We start from the raw sequence: 17,760 nt of genomic DNA, 5'->3' as shown, positions 1-17,760 counted from the left end.
GCGTTGAGCCTATCAGCGGTTTTCCCGTCGCTTCGCTCGCCCGGACGATCCTCCCGTCGCTTCGCTCGCCCGGACGAGTGCTCAGCGGCCACCCTGACGACGGGAAACCACCGCGGCCAGGGCCCCGCCGAGCGCACCGAGAGCGAGCGCCGACGGCACGCCGACCCTCGCAGCCTTGCGAGCGGTGCGGAAGTCGCGAATCTCCCAGCCGCGCTCGCGGGCCAGGTCGCGCAGGGCGGCGTCGGGGTTGATCGCGACGGCAGTACCGACCAGCGACAGCATCGGCACGTCGTTGAAGCTGTCGGAGTATGCGGTGCAGCGCCGCAGGTTGAGGCCTTCGCGGATGGCCAGCGACCGCACCGCGTGGGCCTTGCCCGCGCCGTGCAGGATCTCCCCGACCAGCCGGCCCGTGAACACGCCGTCCACCGACTCGGCCACCGTGCCAAGTGCACCGGTCAGGCCGAGCTTGCGGGCGATCGTCGCGGCCAGCTCGTAGGGCGTGGCGGTGACCAGCCAGACCTGCTGGCCGGCGTCGAGGTGCATCTGGGCGAGCGCGCGGGTGCCGGACCAGATCTTGTCGGCGATGATGTCGTCGTAGATCTCCTCGCCGACGGATTCGAGCTCCGCGGTCTCGCGGCCTTCGATGAAGGCCAGCGCCTTGCGCCTGCCCTCGGCAACGTCGTCGCTGTTCTCCTTGCCGGTGAGCTGAAACTTGGCCTGCGCATACCCAAATCGAGCAAGGTCGCCGTAGGTGAAGTACTTCCGTGCGGCCAGGCCACGCGCGAAGTGCACCAGCGACGAGCCCTGCACCAGCGTGTTGTCGACGTCGAAGAACGCGGCCGCCGTCAGGTCCGGCGGGGGAGGCGGGGGCGGGGTGGCCGGCTCGTCGTCGGTGAGCGGCGCCGGCGCCTGCTCGTTCTGGAGGTCGGAGTGGACGTCGGCGCGGACGTCGTCGTGGACGACCTCCCCGGACTCGGACACGTCTTAACACTAAAGCTTGTCGAATAGCTGGTGCCGGTCGAGTCGCCTGAGCTTGGATCCACGCGGACGGGATCGGGTATTGCGCCCTCGTCACGCGAGGTGAAACGGTTGTCGGTGGTCGGTGGAATGCTCACTGAGGTGAGCTCGCGGCACACCACTTTCCGCTTCTGTCTGGACCCTACGGTCGAGCAGCGCGCGGTGCTGGCCCGGCATGCCGGAGCGTCACGGTTCGCGTTCAATCAGTGTCTACGGTTGGTGAAGCGAGCTCTCACCGACCGCCGCACGGTCCAGAGCACTAACGTGCCCTGGACCGGGTTCGATCTGATCAATTCGTTTAATGCGTGGAAGAAGACCGAGAACGCCGGCCGGATATTCAGCGTCGACGGCGATGGCGTGGCCGAGCCCGCTCAGTCACACTGCCCGGTATCGGACAGATCGGGGTGTTCGATGACACCCGCAGGCTGCGGCGCCTGCTCGCCAAGGACCGGGCCAGGATCCTGTTCGCCACGATCAACTCTCGCGCGGGCCGCTGGTGTGTGTCGCTGACCGTCGAGGCCACCGATCTGCACCCCGCCCACCAGCACCCGCGCCGACCGGACGATGACGCCGGCGGGTGGGTTGGGATTGACCGCGGATTGTCGGTGTTCCTGGTGGCCGCACGCGCCGACGGCGACGAGGTCGCGCGGATCACCGGCGCGCCCAAGGCGTTTGCCGCTCGACTCAACCGACAGCGACGGTTGTCGAAATCGTTGTCGCGCAAGCAGAAAGGATCACACAACCGCCGTGATGCCGCCGCCAAGCTGGCGCGACATCACCACCACGTCGCCAATGTGCGCCGTCATTTCCTGCACCAGGTCACCAACGAGTTGGTCAAGACCCACGACCGGATCGTCATCGAGAACCTGAACGTGGCGGGGATGCTGCGCAATCACCACCTGGCCCGTGCGATCTCCGATGCCGGGTGGACCGAGTTCGCCAGAATCCTGGAATACAAGCAGGTTTGGCGGGGTGGGGAACTCATCGAGGCGGATCGGTGGTTCCCATCAACCAGGCTGTGCCCGGCCTGCGGGACGATCAACGCCGACATGACCTTGGCCGATCGCATCTTCATGTGTGGGTGTGGACATGTCTCCGACCGCGACCTCAACGCTGCCGTGAATCTGGCCCGCTGGGGCCAAACCCGTCACCGCGAAGCCTCGCCAGACCCCCGGACCCCCAAGCTACGGGGCCGGGCCACCAATGCCCGCCGACGGGACGGCTCTGACCAGCACTCTGTGCGTGCTGGTGAAACCGGCCCGAAAGACGCGGGAACCGACGTTCATACCGCACCGGCGGGCTGAACAGACGACGCCCGAGAAGGGCGGTGCCCAACGACTCTCCGGAGTTTGTTCGACACGCTTTAGGGCACGGGATACTGGGGAACGTGGAGCATCAGGTAGTCCTGTTGACGCGTGCCGGGTGTGGTCTGTGCGACAGGGCCAAGGACCGCCTTGCCGCGATGGCGGCCGAGCTCGACTTCGGCTTCGCAGCGACCGACGTGGACGCCGCGGCCGACGCCGGTGACCCCGCGCTGCGGGCCGAATACGGTGACCGGCTGCCGGTGGTGCTGCTCGACGGGCGCGAGCACAGCTACTGGGAGATCGACGAGCCGCGGCTTCGTGCGGATCTGGGGGTTCGGTGAGATCTAGCAAATTTGGCTCAGGGGCAGCTCAACAGCTACCTTTGATGACGTCCTGGGGCGAGCGAAGCGACGGGGAGATACCTGGGTGACGAGGCCATGAGCGTTCTTTTATTCGGGGTTTCGCACCGTAGTGCCCCGGTATCCGTGCTTGAGCAGTTGAGCACCGCCGAGTCCGATCAGGCCAAGATCGTCGACCAGTTGCTGCAATCCTCGCTGGTGACCGAGGCCATGGTCCTTTCCACGTGCAATCGCGTCGAGATCTACGCCGTCGTCGAGGCGTTCCACGGCGGCCTCTCGGTGATCGGGTCGGTGCTGGCCGAACATTCCGGAATGTCGCTTGGCGACCTCACCAAGTACGCCTACGTGCGCTACGCCGAGGCTGCCGTCGAGCACCTGTTCGCGGTGACCAGCGGCCTGGACTCCGTGGTGATCGGCGAGCAGCAGGTGCTGGGTCAGGTCCGCCGCGCCTACGCCACCGCCGAGTCCCATTCCACCGTCGGACGGACCCTGCACGAACTCGCGCAGCGTGCGCTTTCGGTGGGCAAGCGCGTGCATTCGGAGACCGGCATCGACGCCGCGGGCGCGTCGGTGGTGTCGGTGGCGCTGGACATGGCTTCTGCGAAGCTCAACGGACTGGCCGGACGTACGGCCGTCGTGATCGGTGCCGGATCCATGGGCGCGCTGTCCGCCGCACACCTGGTGCGGGCGGGCATCGGCCGGGTCCACGTCGTGAACCGCTCCCTGCCACGCGCCGAGCGGCTCGTCGAGAACCTCCGCGAGCAGGGCGTCGACGCGCACGCCTTCCCATTCGACCACCTCCCGCCGGTGCTTTCCGATGCCGACGTCGTCGTCTCCTGTACCGGCGCGGTGCGGCCGGTGGTTTCCCTCGCCGACGTGCACCGCGGTCTGGCACACGGCCAGGAACCCAAGCAGCTGGTGATCTGCGACCTCGGCATGCCCCGCGACGTCGACCCCGCGGTGGCCGGTCTGCCCGGTGTCTACGTGGTCGACATGGACCGGATTCAGCGCGAGCCTGCGGCCAGAGCCGCCGCATCCGACGCAGAGGCCGCCCGCACGATCGTCGCCGCGGAAGTGGCCAACTACCTCGCCGGGCAGCGGATGGCCGAGGTCACACCGACCGTGACGGCGCTGCGTCAGAGGGCCGCCGACGTCGTCGAGGCCGAGCTGCTGCGGCTCGACAACCGGCTGCCTGGGCTGGAGTCCGCGCACCGCGACGAGGTCGCCCGCACCGTCCGCCGCGTCGTCGACAAGCTTCTGCACGCGCCGACGGTGCGCGTCAAACAGCTCGCCAGCGCGCCAGGTGGGGACAGTTACGCCGAGGCGCTTCGTGAATTGTTCGAGCTCGACCCACAAGCCGTCGACGCCGTGTCCGGTGGCGAATTGCCTTTGCCTGTCAATGATTTGTTCACAGCCGATTCCCGGTTGGATCCGGACAAGTCCGAGTAGCGCTTGCCCATCACAAACGACACGGTGATCCGGATCGGTACCCGGGGCAGCCTTCTAGCGACCACACAGGCCGGGTTGATCCGCGACGCGCTGATCGCCAAGGGACGACGCGCCGAGCTCGTCGTCGTCAGCACTGCGGGTGACCGGTCGAGTGCGCCCATCGCCGACATCGGCATCGGAGTGTTCACCGCCGCGCTGCGCGACGCCATCGCCGACGGCCGGGTCGACATGGCCGTGCACTCGTACAAGGACCTGCCCACCGCGCCGGACGATCGCTTCGTCATCGCGGCGATTCCCCCTCGTGAAGACGCCAGGGACGCGCTGGTCGCCCGCGACGGAATGGTGCTCGGAGAGCTGCCGTCCGGGTCGGTGATCGGCACGTCGAGCCCGCGCAGGACCGCGCAGCTTAGAGCACTGGGTCTCGGTTTGGAAATTCGCCCCCTACGAGGCAACCTAGACACCAGGTTGAACAGGGTAAGTAGTGGTGATCTCGACGGTGTCGTCGTCGCCCGAGCGGGATTGGCCCGTATCGGACGGCTCGGCGCTATCACGGAGAGCCTCGAGCCGGTGCAGATGTTGCCCGCCCCGGCTCAGGGGGCACTCGCAGTGGAGTGTCGTGCGGGTGATATCGGCCTCGCTGCGCTGCTGGCGGAGTTGGACGATCCCGACACACGCGCCGCGGTCACCGCAGAGCGGACTCTGCTCGCCGAACTGGAGGCGGGTTGCTCCGCGCCGGTGGGCGCGATCGCGGAAGTGGTCGAGTCGATCGACGAGGACGGCCGTGTCTTCGAAGAGCTGTCGTTGCGCGGTTGCGTAGCGGCGCTAGACGGATCCGACGTGATCCGTGCGTCCGGAATCGGTACACCCGATCGGGCACGGGAGCTGGGGCTCTCGGTGGCCGCGGAGTTGTTCGACCTGGGGGCGCGGGAAGTGTTGGGGCAGCGGACTGAGAGCGGGAGCGACTGATGACCACCCGAGGGCGTAAGCACAAGCCCGGCCGCATTACCTTCGTGGGTGCCGGGCCCGGCGATCCTGGGCTTTTGACGACCCGCGCGCGGACGGTTCTGGCCAACGCGGCATTGGTATTCACCGACCCGGACGTGCCAGAGGCGGTGCTCGCCCTTGTCGGTACCGAACTGCCTCCGCCGTCGGGACCCGTGGAGGCGGCCAAACCGGCCGACGACACGACCGACGTGGATGCACCCGAGACGACACCCGTCTTCGCCAACGGAGTGGACGTCCGGCCCGCGCTCGGCGATCCGGCCGAGGTGGCCAAGGTTCTGGTCAACGAGGCCCGTAACGGCATGGACGTGGTCCGCCTGGTGGCGGGTGACCCGCTGTCGGTCGACTCCGTCACCACCGAGGTGAACGCGGTATCGCGCACCCAGACCCTCTTCGAGATCGTGCCGGGCCTGCCCGCCACGACGGCGGTGCCGACCTACGCCGGGCTGCCGCTCGGTTCGTCGCACACCGTGGCCGACGTCCGCGGCGACGTGGACTGGGGAGCTCTGGCAGCGGCACCGGGACCTCTGATCCTGCACGCCACCGCGACGCATCTGCCCGACGCCGCCCGCACGCTCATCGAGTACGGGCTGACCAACTCCACGCCGTGTGTCATCACCGCCAACGGCACCACCTGCCAGCAGCGGTCGATCGAGACCACGCTGGCCGGCCTGCTCGACAAGACCACGCTGGCAGGCAGTGACCCTTCGGGCTCGCTGGCCGGGCCGCTGGTCGCGACGATCGGCAAGACCGTCGCCAACCGCGCGAAGTTGAACTGGTGGGAGAGCCGGGCACTGTACGGCTGGACCGTGCTGGTGCCGCGCACCAAGGATCAGGCCGGCGAGATGAGCGACAGGCTCGTCTCCCACGGCGCCCTGCCCATCGAGGTGCCGACCATCGCCGTCGAGCCGCCGCGTAGCCCGGCTCAGATGGAGCGTGCCGTCAAGGGATTGGTCGACGGCCGGTTCCAGTGGGTCGTCTTCACCTCCACCAACGCGGTTCGCGCGGTGTGGGAGAAGTTCAACGAGTTCGGTCTCGACGCGCGTGCGTTCTCCGGTGTGCGGATCGCCTGCGTGGGTCAGGCCACCGCAGATCGCGTGCGCGCCTTCGGAATCAACCCCGAACTGGTGCCCGCGGGTGAGCAGAGCTCGCTGGGGTTGCTCGACGAGTTCCCGCCCTACGACGACATCTTCGACCCGGTCAACCGGGTGCTGCTGCCGCGCGCCGACATCGCCACCGAGACCCTTGCCGAGGGCCTGCGGGAACGCGGCTGGGAGATCGAGGACGTGACGGCCTACCGGACGGTGCGCGCTGCACCGCCGCCAGCGCAGACGCGCGAGATGATCAAGACCGGCGGGTTCGACGCGGTCTGCTTCACCTCGAGTTCGACGGTGCGCAATCTGGTCGGCATCGCGGGCAAGCCTCACGCCCGGACCATCGTCGCGTGCATCGGACCCAAGACGGCCGAGACGGCCGCCGAGTTCGGTTTGCGCGTCGACGTGCAGCCGGAGACCGCTGCGGTCGGCCCGCTGGTCGAGGCGCTTGCCGAGCATGCCGCCCGACTGCGTGCCGAAGGTGCCTTGCCTCCGCCGCGCAAGAAGAGCCGTCGCCGCTAGAGTCAGAGTCGTGGCTTTCCCAAGACATCGGCCCCGTCGGCTGCGCTCCACTCCGGCCCTACGTCGGCTGGTGGGCCAGACATCTTTGGAGCCAAGGCATTTGGTGCTGCCGATGTTCGTCGCCGACGGCTTGACGGAGCCTCGAGCCATCGCCTCGATGCCCGGCGTCGTTCAGCACACCCGCGACTCGCTGCGCAAGGCTGCCGCCGAGGCGGTCGACCTTGGCGTCGGCGGGCTGATGCTGTACGGGGTGCCGCGCAACGAGGACAAGGACGCATCGGGATCCGTCGGGATCGCCGAGGACGGCATCCTCAACGTGGCGCTGCGCGATCTGTCCGCCGACCTGGGTGACGCCACCGTGCTGATGGCCGACACCTGCCTCGACGAGTTCACCGACCACGGGCACTGTGGCGTTCTGGACGAGTCTGGCCGGGTCGATAATGACGCCACCAACGCCAGCTACGTCGAACTTGCAGTGGCACAAGCGAATTCCGGCGCGCACGTCGTCGCGCCGAGCGGGATGATGGACGGTCAGGTCGGCGCCATCCGGGACGGTCTCGACGACGCCGGACGCACGGATGTCGCCATCCTCGCCTATGCGGCGAAGTTCGCGTCCGCGTTCTACGGGCCGTTCCGGGAAGCGGTGTCCTCCAGCCTGGTCGGCGATCGCCGCACCTATCAGCAGGATCCGCGCAACGCCCGCGAAGCCATCCACGAGATCGAGCTCGACATCGACGAGGGTGCCGACATCGTGATGGTGAAACCGGCCATGAGCTACCTGGACGTGGTGCGGGCCGCCGCCGACATCTCGCCGGTGCCGGTGGCCGCGTACCAGATCTCCGGTGAGTACTCGATGATCTGCGCCGCGGCGGCCAACGGCTGGATCGACCTGCAGGCCTCCGCCCTGGAGTCGCTGATCGGAATCCGGCGCGCGGGTGCCGACATCGTGCTGACCTACTGGGCGGCCGACGTCGCCTCGTGGCTGGCGTGAGCGAACCGACTGGCGGCGCGCCCAAGGACTTGCCGGAAGACATCGCCACCGGCTTCTGGCTGTGGGTGGCCGCCCTCCCGCTGCTGGTGACCGGATACGTCGTCGATCTGGTGGCGGGCCCGGCGAAGGCGCAATCGTGGTTCGTGTACGCGGTCTCGGGGATGTTCGTCTTCATCGTCGCCGCGGTCGTCGTGACCTTCCTGATCCTGATGCGGCACGGCTACCGCTGGGCGTGCACGCTGCTCACCGGAGGCGGCACCACCACGATCGTCTTCGTCACCGTCGGTCTCTTCGCCGCCGACCGCCCCGAGGTGGCCGCAGTGGTGTACGCGGTCACCGGGATCATGGGTTCGGTGCTCATCGCAGGCGGGATGTACCTGCTGCACCGCAAGGACGCTCACACGTTCTTCACCAAATGATGGTCCAGTAGGCTGACCCGACCATGTCAGCAACGCCGCCAGCGCCGTCGAAACGGCCCCGCATCGTTGACGCCGCCTTCTGGTGCTGGATCGCCGCGGCCGCTCTCACCGCCCTTCTCGGCCTGCTGATGGCGACGCAGTCGGCCGCCAGCACCGCGCCGTTCTTCCGGTTGGCCGGGGTCCTGTTGGTGGTCGTGGGACTGGGCCATGGATACGTGGCGGGACGGGCGCGCAAGCGGCAGTTGCGGTTCGCCAGCGCCGGCGTCGGCCTGGCCATGTCGTCTGTCGCGTTCCTGGCGGTGCTGCTGCTGTTCGGCTCGTCGATAGTCGGCATCATCTTCGTGGCCTCGATCATGATCCTGATGATCACCGGTTCAGTGTTGATCCAGCGCGGGTCGGCCCAGGAGTGGTTCGAGGCCGTCGAGTGATGAGGCAAGCGTGAGCGAGGCACCTCAGGCACCGACCGCAGAGGTCGAGGTGTTGTTCAGCGAAGCGGGCGCATCGTGGCTGTGGCTGCTCGCCGGGCCTGCGGCGGGGATCGCGATGATGATCATCCAGATCTCCAGCGGTTACGGCCCGAAGCCGGTGGTACCCGGCATCTTCCTTGTGCTCGTCACCAGCTTTCTTGCCGTTCAGGTCAAGGCCGCGCGCATCCACACCTCGGTCGAGCTCACGGCCAAGTACCTGCGCGAGGGCACCGAGACCATCCTCATTCCGGAGATCCTCAGGGTCTACCCGGAGGCCGACGGCCCCGACCTGCCGAAGTGGCAGTCGGCGCGCGCATTGGGGGAGCTGACGGGGGTGCCGCGGCGGCGCACCGGAATCGGCCTCAAACTCAGCAACGACCGCAGCGCGCAGGCGTGGGCACGCAAGCACCGCGACCTGCGTGCCGCGTTGGAGTCGCTGGTGAACGAGTCGGCGACGTGACGACACGGTTCCGCGCGATCATCGAACTGGTGCTGGCCGCCGCGGCCCTGCTCGGGTGCGTCCTGGCGTGGCTGGCAGCCAAGTCGACGGCCGACGTCGCTCCCGTCGTCGCCGGTGAGCCGTCCAAGACGTCGAACGTCTACGACCCGTGGTTGATCTCGTGGTCGATGCTCCTGGTCACCGTCGCCGGGGTGTTGCTGGTCATCGGCGTGACCCACTGGCGCCGTGTCTCGTGAGCTCGGTCACTCCGTGGTGGTACAGAGTCCGAAATCTGTAACACTGTTCCACATGACTGAACTGGCCGATAGCCCTCAGCAGGCGGACGCGCTACCCCTGGGACCGGAGTCGCTGGTGTGGCGGTATTTCGGCGACAACCGGACGCTGCTCATCGGGCCGCGGCCGGCCGTGTTGCAGAACATGCTCGCCGAACTCGGCCAGGGCGTGCTGGACCACTCGGTGTTCTTCGATGACACCGCGGCGCGAGTCAAGCGGTCGATCCCGCCGATCATGATGACCGTGTATGGCACCGATGGCGACAACCCGGGCACCCGGATCCGCGACTTTCACACCGAGATCAAGGGCACAATGCCCGACGGGTCGCGCTACCACGCGCTGGATCCGAAGACGTACTTCTGGGCGCATGCCACCTTCGTCGATCAGATCCTCTACTTCGCCGACACCTTCGTCAAACGGCTCAGCCGCGAGGAGAAGGAGCAGATCTACCTCGAGTCGAAGACGTGGTACCGCCGTTACGGTGTCAGTGACCGGGTGATGCCCGCCGATTATGCAGGGTTCCAACGGTATTGGGATCACATGATCGACGAGATCGTCGTCGCACATCCCACTGCGAAGTACGGCGTCGGATACGTCATCAAGGGCTTCCCCCGTCCCAAGGGCGTATCGCCGTTGGCCTGGCGACTGGTCTCGCCGGTGTTCAACCCGGTCGCTGCGTTCCTCACCACCGGTGGGATGCCGCCGCGGACCCGCGACCTCTTGGGCCTGCCGTGGAGTCCAGGCAAGCAGAAGGCGTACCAGACGTTCGCCGCGCTGTGGCGCACGCGGCTGGTGAACTCGGTGTGGGATCGTCTACCAATGCGGCTGCGCTACAACACGTTTGCGCAGAAGGGCTATGGCCATTCCGGATAAGCCCGCCGACCCCACCACGGAGGCCATCCTCGACGCGGCGCTCGTCGAGTTCGAGCGCCACGGCTTTCACCGCGTCGCCCTCGACGACGTCGCACGCCGTGCCGGGGTCAGTCGCACCACCATCTACCGGCGGTTCGCCAACCGCGACGAACTGGTGGGCGCGGTCATCGAGCGCGAGAACGTGGTGCTGTTCGCCGACATTGCCGCCGAACTGAAGAACGCCGGCCCCAAGTCGAATTACTACGTTGAGGCCTTCACGCTGTCCATCCTGCGGTTCCGCCGCCACCGGGTGCTCAATCAGATGATGGTCGACGAGCCCGCGCTGGTGCTTGCGCTGGCCAGCCGCCACTACGGCGCTGCCGTCGAGCGGATGGTCGAGGCGCTGCGGGTGATCTTCCCCGCGGGGTTCGCCGACGGGATCGGCGAGCAGGGCGTCACCGACCTGGCCGACACCATCCTGCGGTACGCCGCAATGGTGCTGATGTTGCCGAGCGTCCAACCACTGGACACCGCCGACGACATCCGCGCCTTCGCCACCACGCACTTCCTGCCGAGCCTGCCCGCCGCGCTACGCGCGGTCCCGGTGTAGGTGCTGTGCACTGGTCCGGAAGTCGGACCGCTGCACGCCGGTCAGCATCTTGCGGTGTCTGGCGGGGGTCCATGGCCAAAGTTCGGGTAGGCCCGCGTCGTCCAAATACCAGCTCTGACAACCGGTGACCCAGATGGTGCCTGGGAAGGCCGCCTTGAGCTGGTCGTAGTAGGCGTCGGTGGCTTCGTCGGTCGGTACGACGCTCGACAGACGATCGTCGCGCATCCGTTTGATCCAATCGACGATGTAGCCGGACTGGGTTTCGGCGACGGCGATCAGCGAGTGGTTGCCGATCGGGCTGTGTGGTCCCATCAAGGTGAACAGGTTCGGGAAGCCCGGCAGCGCGACGGTGCGGTATGCGCGCGGTCCGTCCGCCCAGGCTTCATCGAGCGTGCGGCCGTCCTCGCCCGTGATGGTCATCGGCCGCATGTAGGCGTGGGCGTCGAAGCCCGTGGCGTAGACGATCACGTCCAGTTCATGCAGAACACCGTCATCGGTGACGATTCCGCGCGGCTCGATTCGCTCGATGCCCGCGGTGATCACGTCGACGTCGCCGCGCTGGACGGCCGGATAGAAGCGCGTCGACATGACCAGCCGCTTGCACATCGGCGGGTAGTCGGGAGTCAACCGCGCGCGCAGTTCGGTGTCGCGAACCCCGAGCCGCAGGTTCGCCCGGCACGCGGCGCAGCACCGCACGGCTCAGCGCCGAGTAGCGAACGTTGGACACCGGTGCGATCCATTGCGGTGTCCGCTGGAAGAGCAGGAGTCGGCCGGCGACGCCGGCGACCGCGCCCGTGATCTGGACACCGGTCGAGCCGGTGCCGATCACCGCAACGCGCTTGCCGCGCAGATCGACCGTCTCACCCCAGCGCGCTGAGTGAAATGCCGCACCGGCGAACGTGTTTCGGCCCTCGATCTCCGGGAGCTTCGGATGGTGCAGCACACCGGTGGCAGTCACCAGCAGGTCCGCCTCCGCCGACTCCCCGTCGGCCATGCGCAGTCGCCAGTGTCCGTCCTGCCAGCGCGCGTCGGTGACTTCGGTCCCGAACTGGATATGCGACCGCAGCTGACGCTCGTCGGCGGTGCGGACGAAGTACTCCTGGATCTCGGCGCCGGGCGAGAACGCGCTCGACCATTCTGGATTCGGCGCGAATGAGAACGAATACAAGCGCGACGGCACATCGCAGGTCAGGCCCGGGTAGCGGTTCTCGCGCCAGGTGCCGCCGACCTCGTCGGCCTTCTCGTAGATCGTGAAGTCCTCGAGCCCGGCCCGTTTGAGGGCCTCGCCCATGCAGAGCCCGGACATCCCGGCGCCGATGATCGCCACCCTCTGCAGGTTCATGTCGACTCCCTCTCCGGCGCCAGGTCTCGTTCGCCGTCGGTGACGAGTACGACCCGGTCGGAAAGGGCCAGCCTGGCCATCACGAGGCCTTCAGGCGGAGAGGGAGTCGGCTCGGACCGTGGACGGACGGGTTGTCGCGCCAGACGACGGGGCCGGCGAGCTCGATCGACGCGACCCGCGCGAGGAGCTCCTCGAGTATCAGCCGAGCCTCGAGCCGTGCCAGATGTGCCCCGAGGCAGAAGTGGATCCCTGCGCCGAAGCCAAGGTGGTCGGTGGGTTTGCGGTCCACGACGAAACGATCGGGATCGGTGTACACGGATGGATCGCGGTTGGCTGCGCCGAAGAGCAACAGGACGCGCGCGCCGGCCGAAATGATCGACTGCCCAACCACGTAATCGGCTGCCGCAGTGCGGAACAGCCCCTGGATCGGCGAGCCCCACCGGGCCGCCTCTTCGACGGCGGGGCGGATCAGCTCGGGTTCCGCGCGCAGACGCCGATACGCGGCTGGATCCCTCGCGAGCGCCAGCAGCAACGAGCCGATGAGGTTCGTCGTCGTCTCATTGCCCGCGACGATGAGCATCATTGCGACCCAGAACAGGTCGTCGTCGCCCAGCTCGCTGGCTTCGTTTGACCTCAGGAGCGCGCTGATGACGTCGTCACCGGGCTCCCGGCGCAGCGTGGCGAACACCCCGAGCAGATAGCGATGCAGCGCGAGGATGTGCCGGACCGCGCCAGCGCCGCGCACCGTTCTGGCGAAGGATCCATCCGCGTGGAAGCCCAAAACGACGCCGTCGGACCAGCGGTGGAGGCGGTCCAGGTCGCTGCCTGGGGCGCCGAGGAGGCGCGCGATGACCGTCATTGGGAGTGGCACGGCCAACTCGGCCACCGCGTCGGCGCCCGGGCGCGCCAGCATCCGGTCGATGGCAGGACCGATCACCTCGCGCATGCCGTGTTCCATCGCCGCGGAGCGCGCGGTCGTGAAGTGCGGGACGAGTTGTCGACGGAGGACGTCGTGGCGTGGGCGATCGATCGTCAACAGCATCGGCAGCGAGGTAGGCACCGCCGTGACGCCCTTTCCCGACACCAGCACGTCGTGTGCGCGCGCCGCGGTTCGAACGTCGCCGTGCCGCGCCAGCGCGTACGCCCCGCGACCGATCCGGTGCACACCGGGGTTCGCGTGGAGGCGGCGGTAAGCGGCTGGCGGGTCGGCGATCGTCACGGGGTCGAACGGGTCGAAAGACGCGCCACGAAGGCAATCCCAAGTACGGCGAGGTTGCGCACGGCGGCATCAAGCACGAGGACGTCATGGGCAAGCGTGAGAAGGGTATGACCGACGAGTAGCCACTAGTGCTCAACCGAAGAAGATGCATGTGGGGTCGTCGTCGATCTCGGCGAGAAGTATCGTCACGTCTTCAGTCGGCTCGACGGAAGCGTAGACGTGGAAGTTCGAATCCCGGTCCGAGTAGTAGAGCTCCCACCCCCGCGATCGGGTGAACTGAAGTCGCGCCAGCGGGACTCGTAACCAATCGTCAGCAGGGTTCGCCACCTCCGGTGGCCGGCACTCGAGCAAGGTGAGGGCGTTGCGATACGTATCGATTTCGTAGCGCAACTGGGTTCTCACATGTTCGGGCACTTCGGAATTGAGCGCGTCCACCCACTGGCGGACAATCGCGACGTCTTCATCCGGCAAGGACATGGTCGCTCTAGGCTAGGCACACATGACGCCGCTGGAGAAGATTGCACCTGCTTTCATCGAGATGGCCCATTCGATTGTGTGGGCGTCGGTGGCCACCGTCGACCGCGACGGCCGCCCGCGCAGCCGCATCCTGCACCCGATCTGGGACTGGGACGGGTCGGATCTCGTCGGGTGGATCGCCACTTCTCCGACGCCGATCAAGCACGAGGATCTCGCGATCCATCCCGACGTCTCGGCGAGCTACTGGACCACCAACCAGGACACCTGCAACGCCGACTGTTCGGCGCAGTGGTTCTTCGATGACGAGACGCGAATCATGGTGTGGGACAAGTTCAAGAACGGCCCGGCGCCGGTCGGTTACGACCCGGCGATCATCGAGCCGTGGAAGGACGGCCCCACCTCTGCTGCGTTCGCCGCACTTCGCTTGACGCCTCGGCGGCTGCGGGTGATGGCAGGCTCCGTGATGACCAAGGGCGAAGGCGACGTGCTCAGCTGGCACGCCTGAGCGAGGGTGGGTGTGTTTCGTACATGCGGGTGGCGACGACCACTGCGGACAGCACTGTGATCGCGGCGGCCGCCCAGATTGCGGCGCGTAGTCCCCAGAGGTCGGCGACCACGCCGCCGACGATCGCGCCCGCGGCGTAGCCGCTGTCGCGCTAGAGTCGATAGACGCCGACCGCGCGTGCTCGCCAGAGTGGGTGGGCCACGTCCCCGACGGCGGCCAACAGGGTCGGGTAGACCATCGCCGTACCGGCGCCCAGAAGTGCGCTGGCCAGCATCCACCAGACGAACGTGTCACCGGTGGCGATGAGGGCAAGGGCAACGGCTTGGGTGAACATGCCGGCGGTGATGAGGTGTTTCCGGCCCCATCGGTCGGACAGAGCGCCGGTGGCGATCTGGCACACGCCCCAGACGGCCGGGTAGACGGCGATCAGGATGCCGATGTGGCCGACGGGGATTCCGTGGCGGGCGAACAGGATTGGGAACAGGCCCCAGGACAGGCCGAAGTTGAGGTTGTTAACCAGGCCGGTCTGGCTAGCGGACGACAGCGCTGGTTCGGTGAAGCTGGTGCGGATGAAGATCTGCCGATTCGTCGGTGCCGCCTGCGCTTGGTCGCCGGTGCTGTGCTGGCTCGCTTCCAGCTGCGCATACCCCGGGTTTCCCGGACGAACACCGCGCACAGGCCCACGGCGATCAGGGCGTAGGACAGACCGAGAAGAAATGGTGCCGGCGTCGGCCACACCTGCGCGTCGCCGGGAAGCGTGGCGAGCCGGCGCAGCGACGCGTACTGCGCTCGGGCGAGCTCCTCGGTTCGGTCATCGGCGATCAGGTCGGTGCGGGCGACAGAGCCGACCAGCAGCGAACCACCGGTGAAGACGCCTAGTTCGCGGTCGCCGTCGAGCAGTAGGAACGCCAGGTGTTCGTGGGTGTGGCCGGGTGTCATCAACGCGCGCAGCCGCAGCCCGCCCAGGTCGACCTCGTCGCCGTCGTGCAGGCCGGTATGGGCGAACTCACGGTTTCCGGCCGCCGAGGCCAGTACTTGAGTTCCGCTCGTTGCACCGAGTTGGAGTGCGCCGGAAAGGAAGTCGGCATGCGGGTGGGTGTCGGCAGAGAACGCCACCTTCAGCCCGCGTTTGGCGGCGGCGGTGTGCACCGCCCGCAGATCGCGGCTCACGTCGACGACCAACGCGTGCCCTTCGCCCAGGTCAATGAGGTAGGCCGAGTTGCCAAGACCCTCGTCGACCAGCGGAACCAGATCCACTCCGGTCATTTGATCAGCCCTTCCCGTGCGTCAGCGTCACGTTTGGCGATTGGCCGTCCTGCCAGCCACCGCTCGGGATAGCCTTCCGGAGGCCGTTGTGCCTTACGGCCATTGGCATGTAGTAGCGCCACGGCTTCGTCGGCGAAGACACAGTAGGGACCCCGGCAGTAGGCGACGTTCTCCTGCGCCGCCCTTGCCGACATCGCCCGAACGTTGCGCCCCGGTGGCCGCCTCGTCCTGACATCCCTCGCCGACGACCAGCCTTTGGCGGCCCGTTTCGACCCGGCGATCTACCGCGTGCCCACCACCGCCGACACCACTGCATGGCTGTACGCGGCGGGATTCGTCGACGCGCACGTTGAGCGCAGGACGGATATCCCCACCACCGTCTGGTTTACGGCAGCCGCAACCCGACGGAGGGGGTTGCCACGGGTGTGGTCCTGTGCAACGCTCGGGCTGAAAGGCGCGGTCAATGGGGATGAATAGCGCAGGGGTCGGGGTTGCGGGGCCCCCTGACAGGGGCGACGGTCTGGCGTTGCGATTCGTCGTGCCCTCCACGCTCTTGGGCTTGGCCGGTGCCGGGTGGTGGTGGTCGGCCCGAGTGGCCGGCGAGATGACCGGCGGCCCGATGGACCGGATGGTCGATCCCATGTCGCTAGGGGCATTCGTCGTGGCCTGGGCCGCGATGATGGCCGCGATGATGCTTCCTGCCGTCCTGCCCGTCGTCAAGCTGTATGCCCGTGCGGCGGCCCGTGGCAGCGTCGCGCCTGTGCCGTTCTTCGTGGGCGGCTACATGGCGCTCTGGACGGTGCTCGCGTTCCCCGCCTACCTCGCGTGGCGCCGGCTCGAGATGCCCCTGGCCGAAGGTTACGCCTGGGCCGGTCGTGTTTCAGGCGTCACGCTGCTCGTGGCAGCGCTGTGGCAGCTCAGCCCGTTGAAGTCGATCTGCCTGCGCCACTGCCGCTCGCCGCTAGGTTTCTTCATGCGCTACGGCGAGCAGGTCCGCCGCCCCGCCGGCGCATTTCGGACGGGTGTCATCCACGGGGCGTATTGCATTGGTTGCTGCTGGGCGCTGTTCGCGGTCCTGGTCGCAAGCGCCAGCATGAGCCTGCTGTGGCTGGTCGTCTTCACCGCCTTGATCGTCATCGAGAGGAACTCCAAGCACGGCGAGCGCGTCGCGCTCGCCGCCGCCCCCGCCCTCGCAGTTCTGGGTGTGGCGCTCCTGATCGCCCCGTCCCTGATCACCACCATCGCCTAGGAGGAGACATGTCAGTCACCGAAACCGCCACCACCACTTGGCGACTCAAGGGCATCGGGTACGAGTTCTGCAATTGCCAGCCAGGCTGCACCTGCAACTTCAACGGCTTTCCAACCTCGTCGGATGGTAGCTGCAAGGCTGCGGTCGCCAATCAGATTACCGAAGGCAGCTGCGGCGATGTCGATCTGTCCGGCGTTACCGCGCTGATGATCATTGACTGGCCTAAGGCGATTCATGACGGTAACGGAAAGGCCGTCTTCGTCGTCCCGCCAGAGGTGAGCGATGCGCAGCTCGGCGCGCTGGCCCAGATCTACACGGGAGCGCTCGGCGGCATGCCGTGGGAAATCCTCGGGACGACCTATGAGGTCGCCGGTGTCGTGCGCGCCGATGTGGAACTCGACGACGCCGGCATCAACAGCGGCTTCCGCGTCCCCGGCGTGGGCGAGGCGAAGGGCACCACGCTGAAGAACCCCGTCACCGGCGAGGAGCACCGCGTCGCGATCGTGCTCGAAGAAGGCTTCATCTGGAAACGCGGCGACTGCGGCCAAGGCAGCTTCGACGTCGATGCGGAGGGCATCCACCTCTCCTTCAAGGACACCAACTGGATCCTCTACGACTTCGACTGGACCAACGCTGGGTCGTAGGCGAACTCACGGTTGTTCGGAGGCGGTGTAGCCGAGGCCGGTGATGCTGTCGATGACCTCTCGGGTGTCTGTCAGGCTGGTGTCGAGCTGCACGGCGGACCGCCCGGCCTTCACCTCGGTGTACGACCTGCTGACTCCGGGAAGGTCTTCGAGCGTATCGTCGATCAACAGGGAGCAGTTGCCACAGTGCATGCCGTCGACCCGGAAAATGTGTGTGCTGGTGGGCATTTCAGGTCTCC

At 67.3% G+C, this 17,760-nt stretch carries 19 protein-coding genes and 4 pseudogenes; 17 read left to right on the top strand and 6 right to left on the bottom strand.

The genetic code is table 11. The features are described 5' to 3' along the window. Positions 1–81: 81 nt before the first annotated feature. Positions 82–981 (bottom strand): HAD family phosphatase, encoded by a 900-nt coding sequence (locus HNP02_RS08365; RefSeq protein WP_184437066.1) that lies wholly within the window; start codon positions 979–981, stop codon positions 82–84. 126 nt (positions 982–1,107) lie between these two features. On the opposite strand from HNP02_RS08365, the pseudogene HNP02_RS44000 reads away from it, so the two are divergent. From HNP02_RS44000 to HNP02_RS08300, 13 genes and pseudogenes are all read left to right on the top strand, one after another. After that, positions 1,108–1,239, top strand: a pseudogene (locus tag HNP02_RS44000) (helix-turn-helix domain-containing protein); the annotation flags it as partial. An 83-nt stretch (positions 1,240–1,322) separates the two neighbouring features. After that, positions 1,323–2,321 carry an RNA-guided endonuclease TnpB family protein gene (locus HNP02_RS08355; RefSeq protein ID WP_309241473.1) on the top strand — a complete coding sequence of 333 codons (999 nt, stop codon included), beginning with the start codon at positions 1,323–1,325 and terminating at the stop codon, positions 2,319–2,321. 83 nt (positions 2,322–2,404) lie between these two features. Then, the gene (locus HNP02_RS08350; RefSeq protein ID WP_184437060.1) at positions 2,405–2,662 is read left to right on the top strand and encodes a glutaredoxin family protein; all 258 of its coding nucleotides are present in this window, start codon (positions 2,405–2,407) and stop codon (positions 2,660–2,662) included. Positions 2,663–2,758: 96 nt separating this feature from the next. Continuing rightward, positions 2,759–4,129: a glutamyl-tRNA reductase gene (locus HNP02_RS08345; RefSeq protein ID WP_184437059.1), complete on the top strand. Its 1,371-nt coding sequence runs from the start codon at positions 2,759–2,761 to the stop codon at positions 4,127–4,129. Positions 4,130–4,153: 24 nt separating this feature from the next. Then, positions 4,154–5,095: a hydroxymethylbilane synthase gene (hemC, locus tag HNP02_RS08340; RefSeq protein ID WP_184437753.1), complete on the top strand. Its 942-nt coding sequence runs from the start codon at positions 4,154–4,156 to the stop codon at positions 5,093–5,095. Then, complete coding sequence (locus tag HNP02_RS08335) at positions 5,095–6,747, top strand: bifunctional uroporphyrinogen-III C-methyltransferase/uroporphyrinogen-III synthase (protein ID WP_184437058.1); 1,653 nt, start codon at positions 5,095–5,097, stop codon at positions 6,745–6,747. The genes hemC and HNP02_RS08335 overlap by 1 nt, the downstream gene beginning before the upstream one ends. Before the next feature lie 10 nt (positions 6,748–6,757). Further along, positions 6,758–7,738, top strand: coding sequence for a porphobilinogen synthase (hemB, locus tag HNP02_RS08330; protein WP_375373647.1), 981 nt, complete (start codon positions 6,758–6,760; stop codon positions 7,736–7,738). After that, on the top strand, positions 7,735–8,157 hold the full coding sequence (locus HNP02_RS08325) for a hypothetical protein (protein WP_184437056.1): 423 nt from the start codon (positions 7,735–7,737) through the stop codon (positions 8,155–8,157). The genes hemB and HNP02_RS08325 overlap by 4 nt, the downstream gene beginning before the upstream one ends. Before the next feature lie 23 nt (positions 8,158–8,180). Further along, positions 8,181–8,585, top strand: a complete 405-nt coding sequence (locus HNP02_RS08320; RefSeq protein ID WP_184437055.1) for a hypothetical protein — start codon at positions 8,181–8,183, stop codon at positions 8,583–8,585. Between the two features lie 10 nt (positions 8,586–8,595). Next, entirely contained in the window at positions 8,596–9,084 is a 489-nt protein-coding gene (locus HNP02_RS08315) for a DUF3093 domain-containing protein (RefSeq protein WP_184437054.1), read from the top strand. After that, on the top strand, positions 9,081–9,320 hold the full coding sequence (locus HNP02_RS08310) for a hypothetical protein (protein ID WP_184437053.1): 240 nt from the start codon (positions 9,081–9,083) through the stop codon (positions 9,318–9,320). The genes HNP02_RS08315 and HNP02_RS08310 overlap by 4 nt, the downstream gene beginning before the upstream one ends. 52 nt (positions 9,321–9,372) lie before the next feature. Then, entirely contained in the window at positions 9,373–10,230 is an 858-nt protein-coding gene (locus HNP02_RS08305) for an oxygenase MpaB family protein (protein WP_184437051.1), read from the top strand. Beyond that, positions 10,214–10,819 (top strand): TetR/AcrR family transcriptional regulator, encoded by a 606-nt coding sequence (locus tag HNP02_RS08300; protein ID WP_184437049.1) that lies wholly within the window; start codon positions 10,214–10,216, stop codon positions 10,817–10,819. The genes HNP02_RS08305 and HNP02_RS08300 overlap by 17 nt, the downstream gene beginning before the upstream one ends. Here the strand turns inward: HNP02_RS08300 and HNP02_RS08295 are convergent. From HNP02_RS08295 to HNP02_RS08285, 3 genes and pseudogenes are all read right to left on the bottom strand, one after another. Next, positions 10,799–12,161 (bottom strand): annotated as a pseudogene (locus HNP02_RS08295) (flavin-containing monooxygenase). The gene HNP02_RS08300 and the pseudogene HNP02_RS08295 sit on opposite strands and share 21 nt — an antisense overlap. Positions 12,162–12,240: 79 nt before the next feature. After that, positions 12,241–13,380, bottom strand: coding sequence for a cytochrome P450 (locus HNP02_RS08290; protein ID WP_184437048.1), 1,140 nt, complete (start codon positions 13,378–13,380; stop codon positions 12,241–12,243). Positions 13,381–13,512: 132 nt separating this feature from the next. After that, the gene (locus HNP02_RS08285; RefSeq protein ID WP_184437046.1) at positions 13,513–13,857 is read right to left on the bottom strand and encodes a DUF3024 domain-containing protein; all 345 of its coding nucleotides are present in this window, start codon (positions 13,855–13,857) and stop codon (positions 13,513–13,515) included. Between the two features lie 22 nt (positions 13,858–13,879). Between HNP02_RS08285 and HNP02_RS08280 the strand changes: the two genes are divergently transcribed. After that, positions 13,880–14,362, top strand: a complete 483-nt coding sequence (locus HNP02_RS08280) for a pyridoxamine 5'-phosphate oxidase family protein (protein WP_184437044.1) — start codon at positions 13,880–13,882, stop codon at positions 14,360–14,362. Here the strand turns inward: HNP02_RS08280 and HNP02_RS43995 are convergent. Continuing rightward, positions 14,346–15,628, bottom strand: a pseudogene (locus HNP02_RS43995) (MFS transporter). The gene HNP02_RS08280 and the pseudogene HNP02_RS43995 sit on opposite strands and share 17 nt — an antisense overlap. Before the next feature lie 177 nt (positions 15,629–15,805). Here HNP02_RS43995 and HNP02_RS42575 point away from each other — a divergent pair. The 3 genes and pseudogenes from HNP02_RS42575 to HNP02_RS08260 all read left to right on the top strand — a co-directional run. Further along, positions 15,806–16,030 (top strand): annotated as a pseudogene (locus HNP02_RS42575) (SAM-dependent methyltransferase); the annotation flags it as partial. Between the two features lie 61 nt (positions 16,031–16,091). Next, positions 16,092–16,877 (top strand): DUF2182 domain-containing protein, encoded by a 786-nt coding sequence (locus HNP02_RS08265; protein WP_184437042.1) that lies wholly within the window; start codon positions 16,092–16,094, stop codon positions 16,875–16,877. Between the two features lie 8 nt (positions 16,878–16,885). After that, entirely contained in the window at positions 16,886–17,521 is a 636-nt protein-coding gene (locus HNP02_RS08260; protein ID WP_184437040.1) for a DUF1326 domain-containing protein, read from the top strand. Positions 17,522–17,527: 6 nt separating this feature from the next. On the opposite strand, the gene HNP02_RS08255 is transcribed toward HNP02_RS08260, so the two are convergent. Then, entirely contained in the window at positions 17,528–17,749 is a 222-nt protein-coding gene (locus tag HNP02_RS08255; RefSeq protein WP_184437038.1) for a heavy-metal-associated domain-containing protein, read from the bottom strand. Between the last annotated feature and the right edge of the window lie 11 nt (positions 17,750–17,760).

Origin of the sequence: Mycobacterium sp. AZCC_0083 (assembly GCF_014202335.1) — a bacterium.
Taxonomy (GTDB): Bacteria; Actinomycetota; Actinomycetes; order Mycobacteriales; family Mycobacteriaceae; genus Mycobacterium.
Note: the sequence above shows the minus strand (reverse complement) of the source record. Positions and strands in the feature narration are given on the sequence as shown.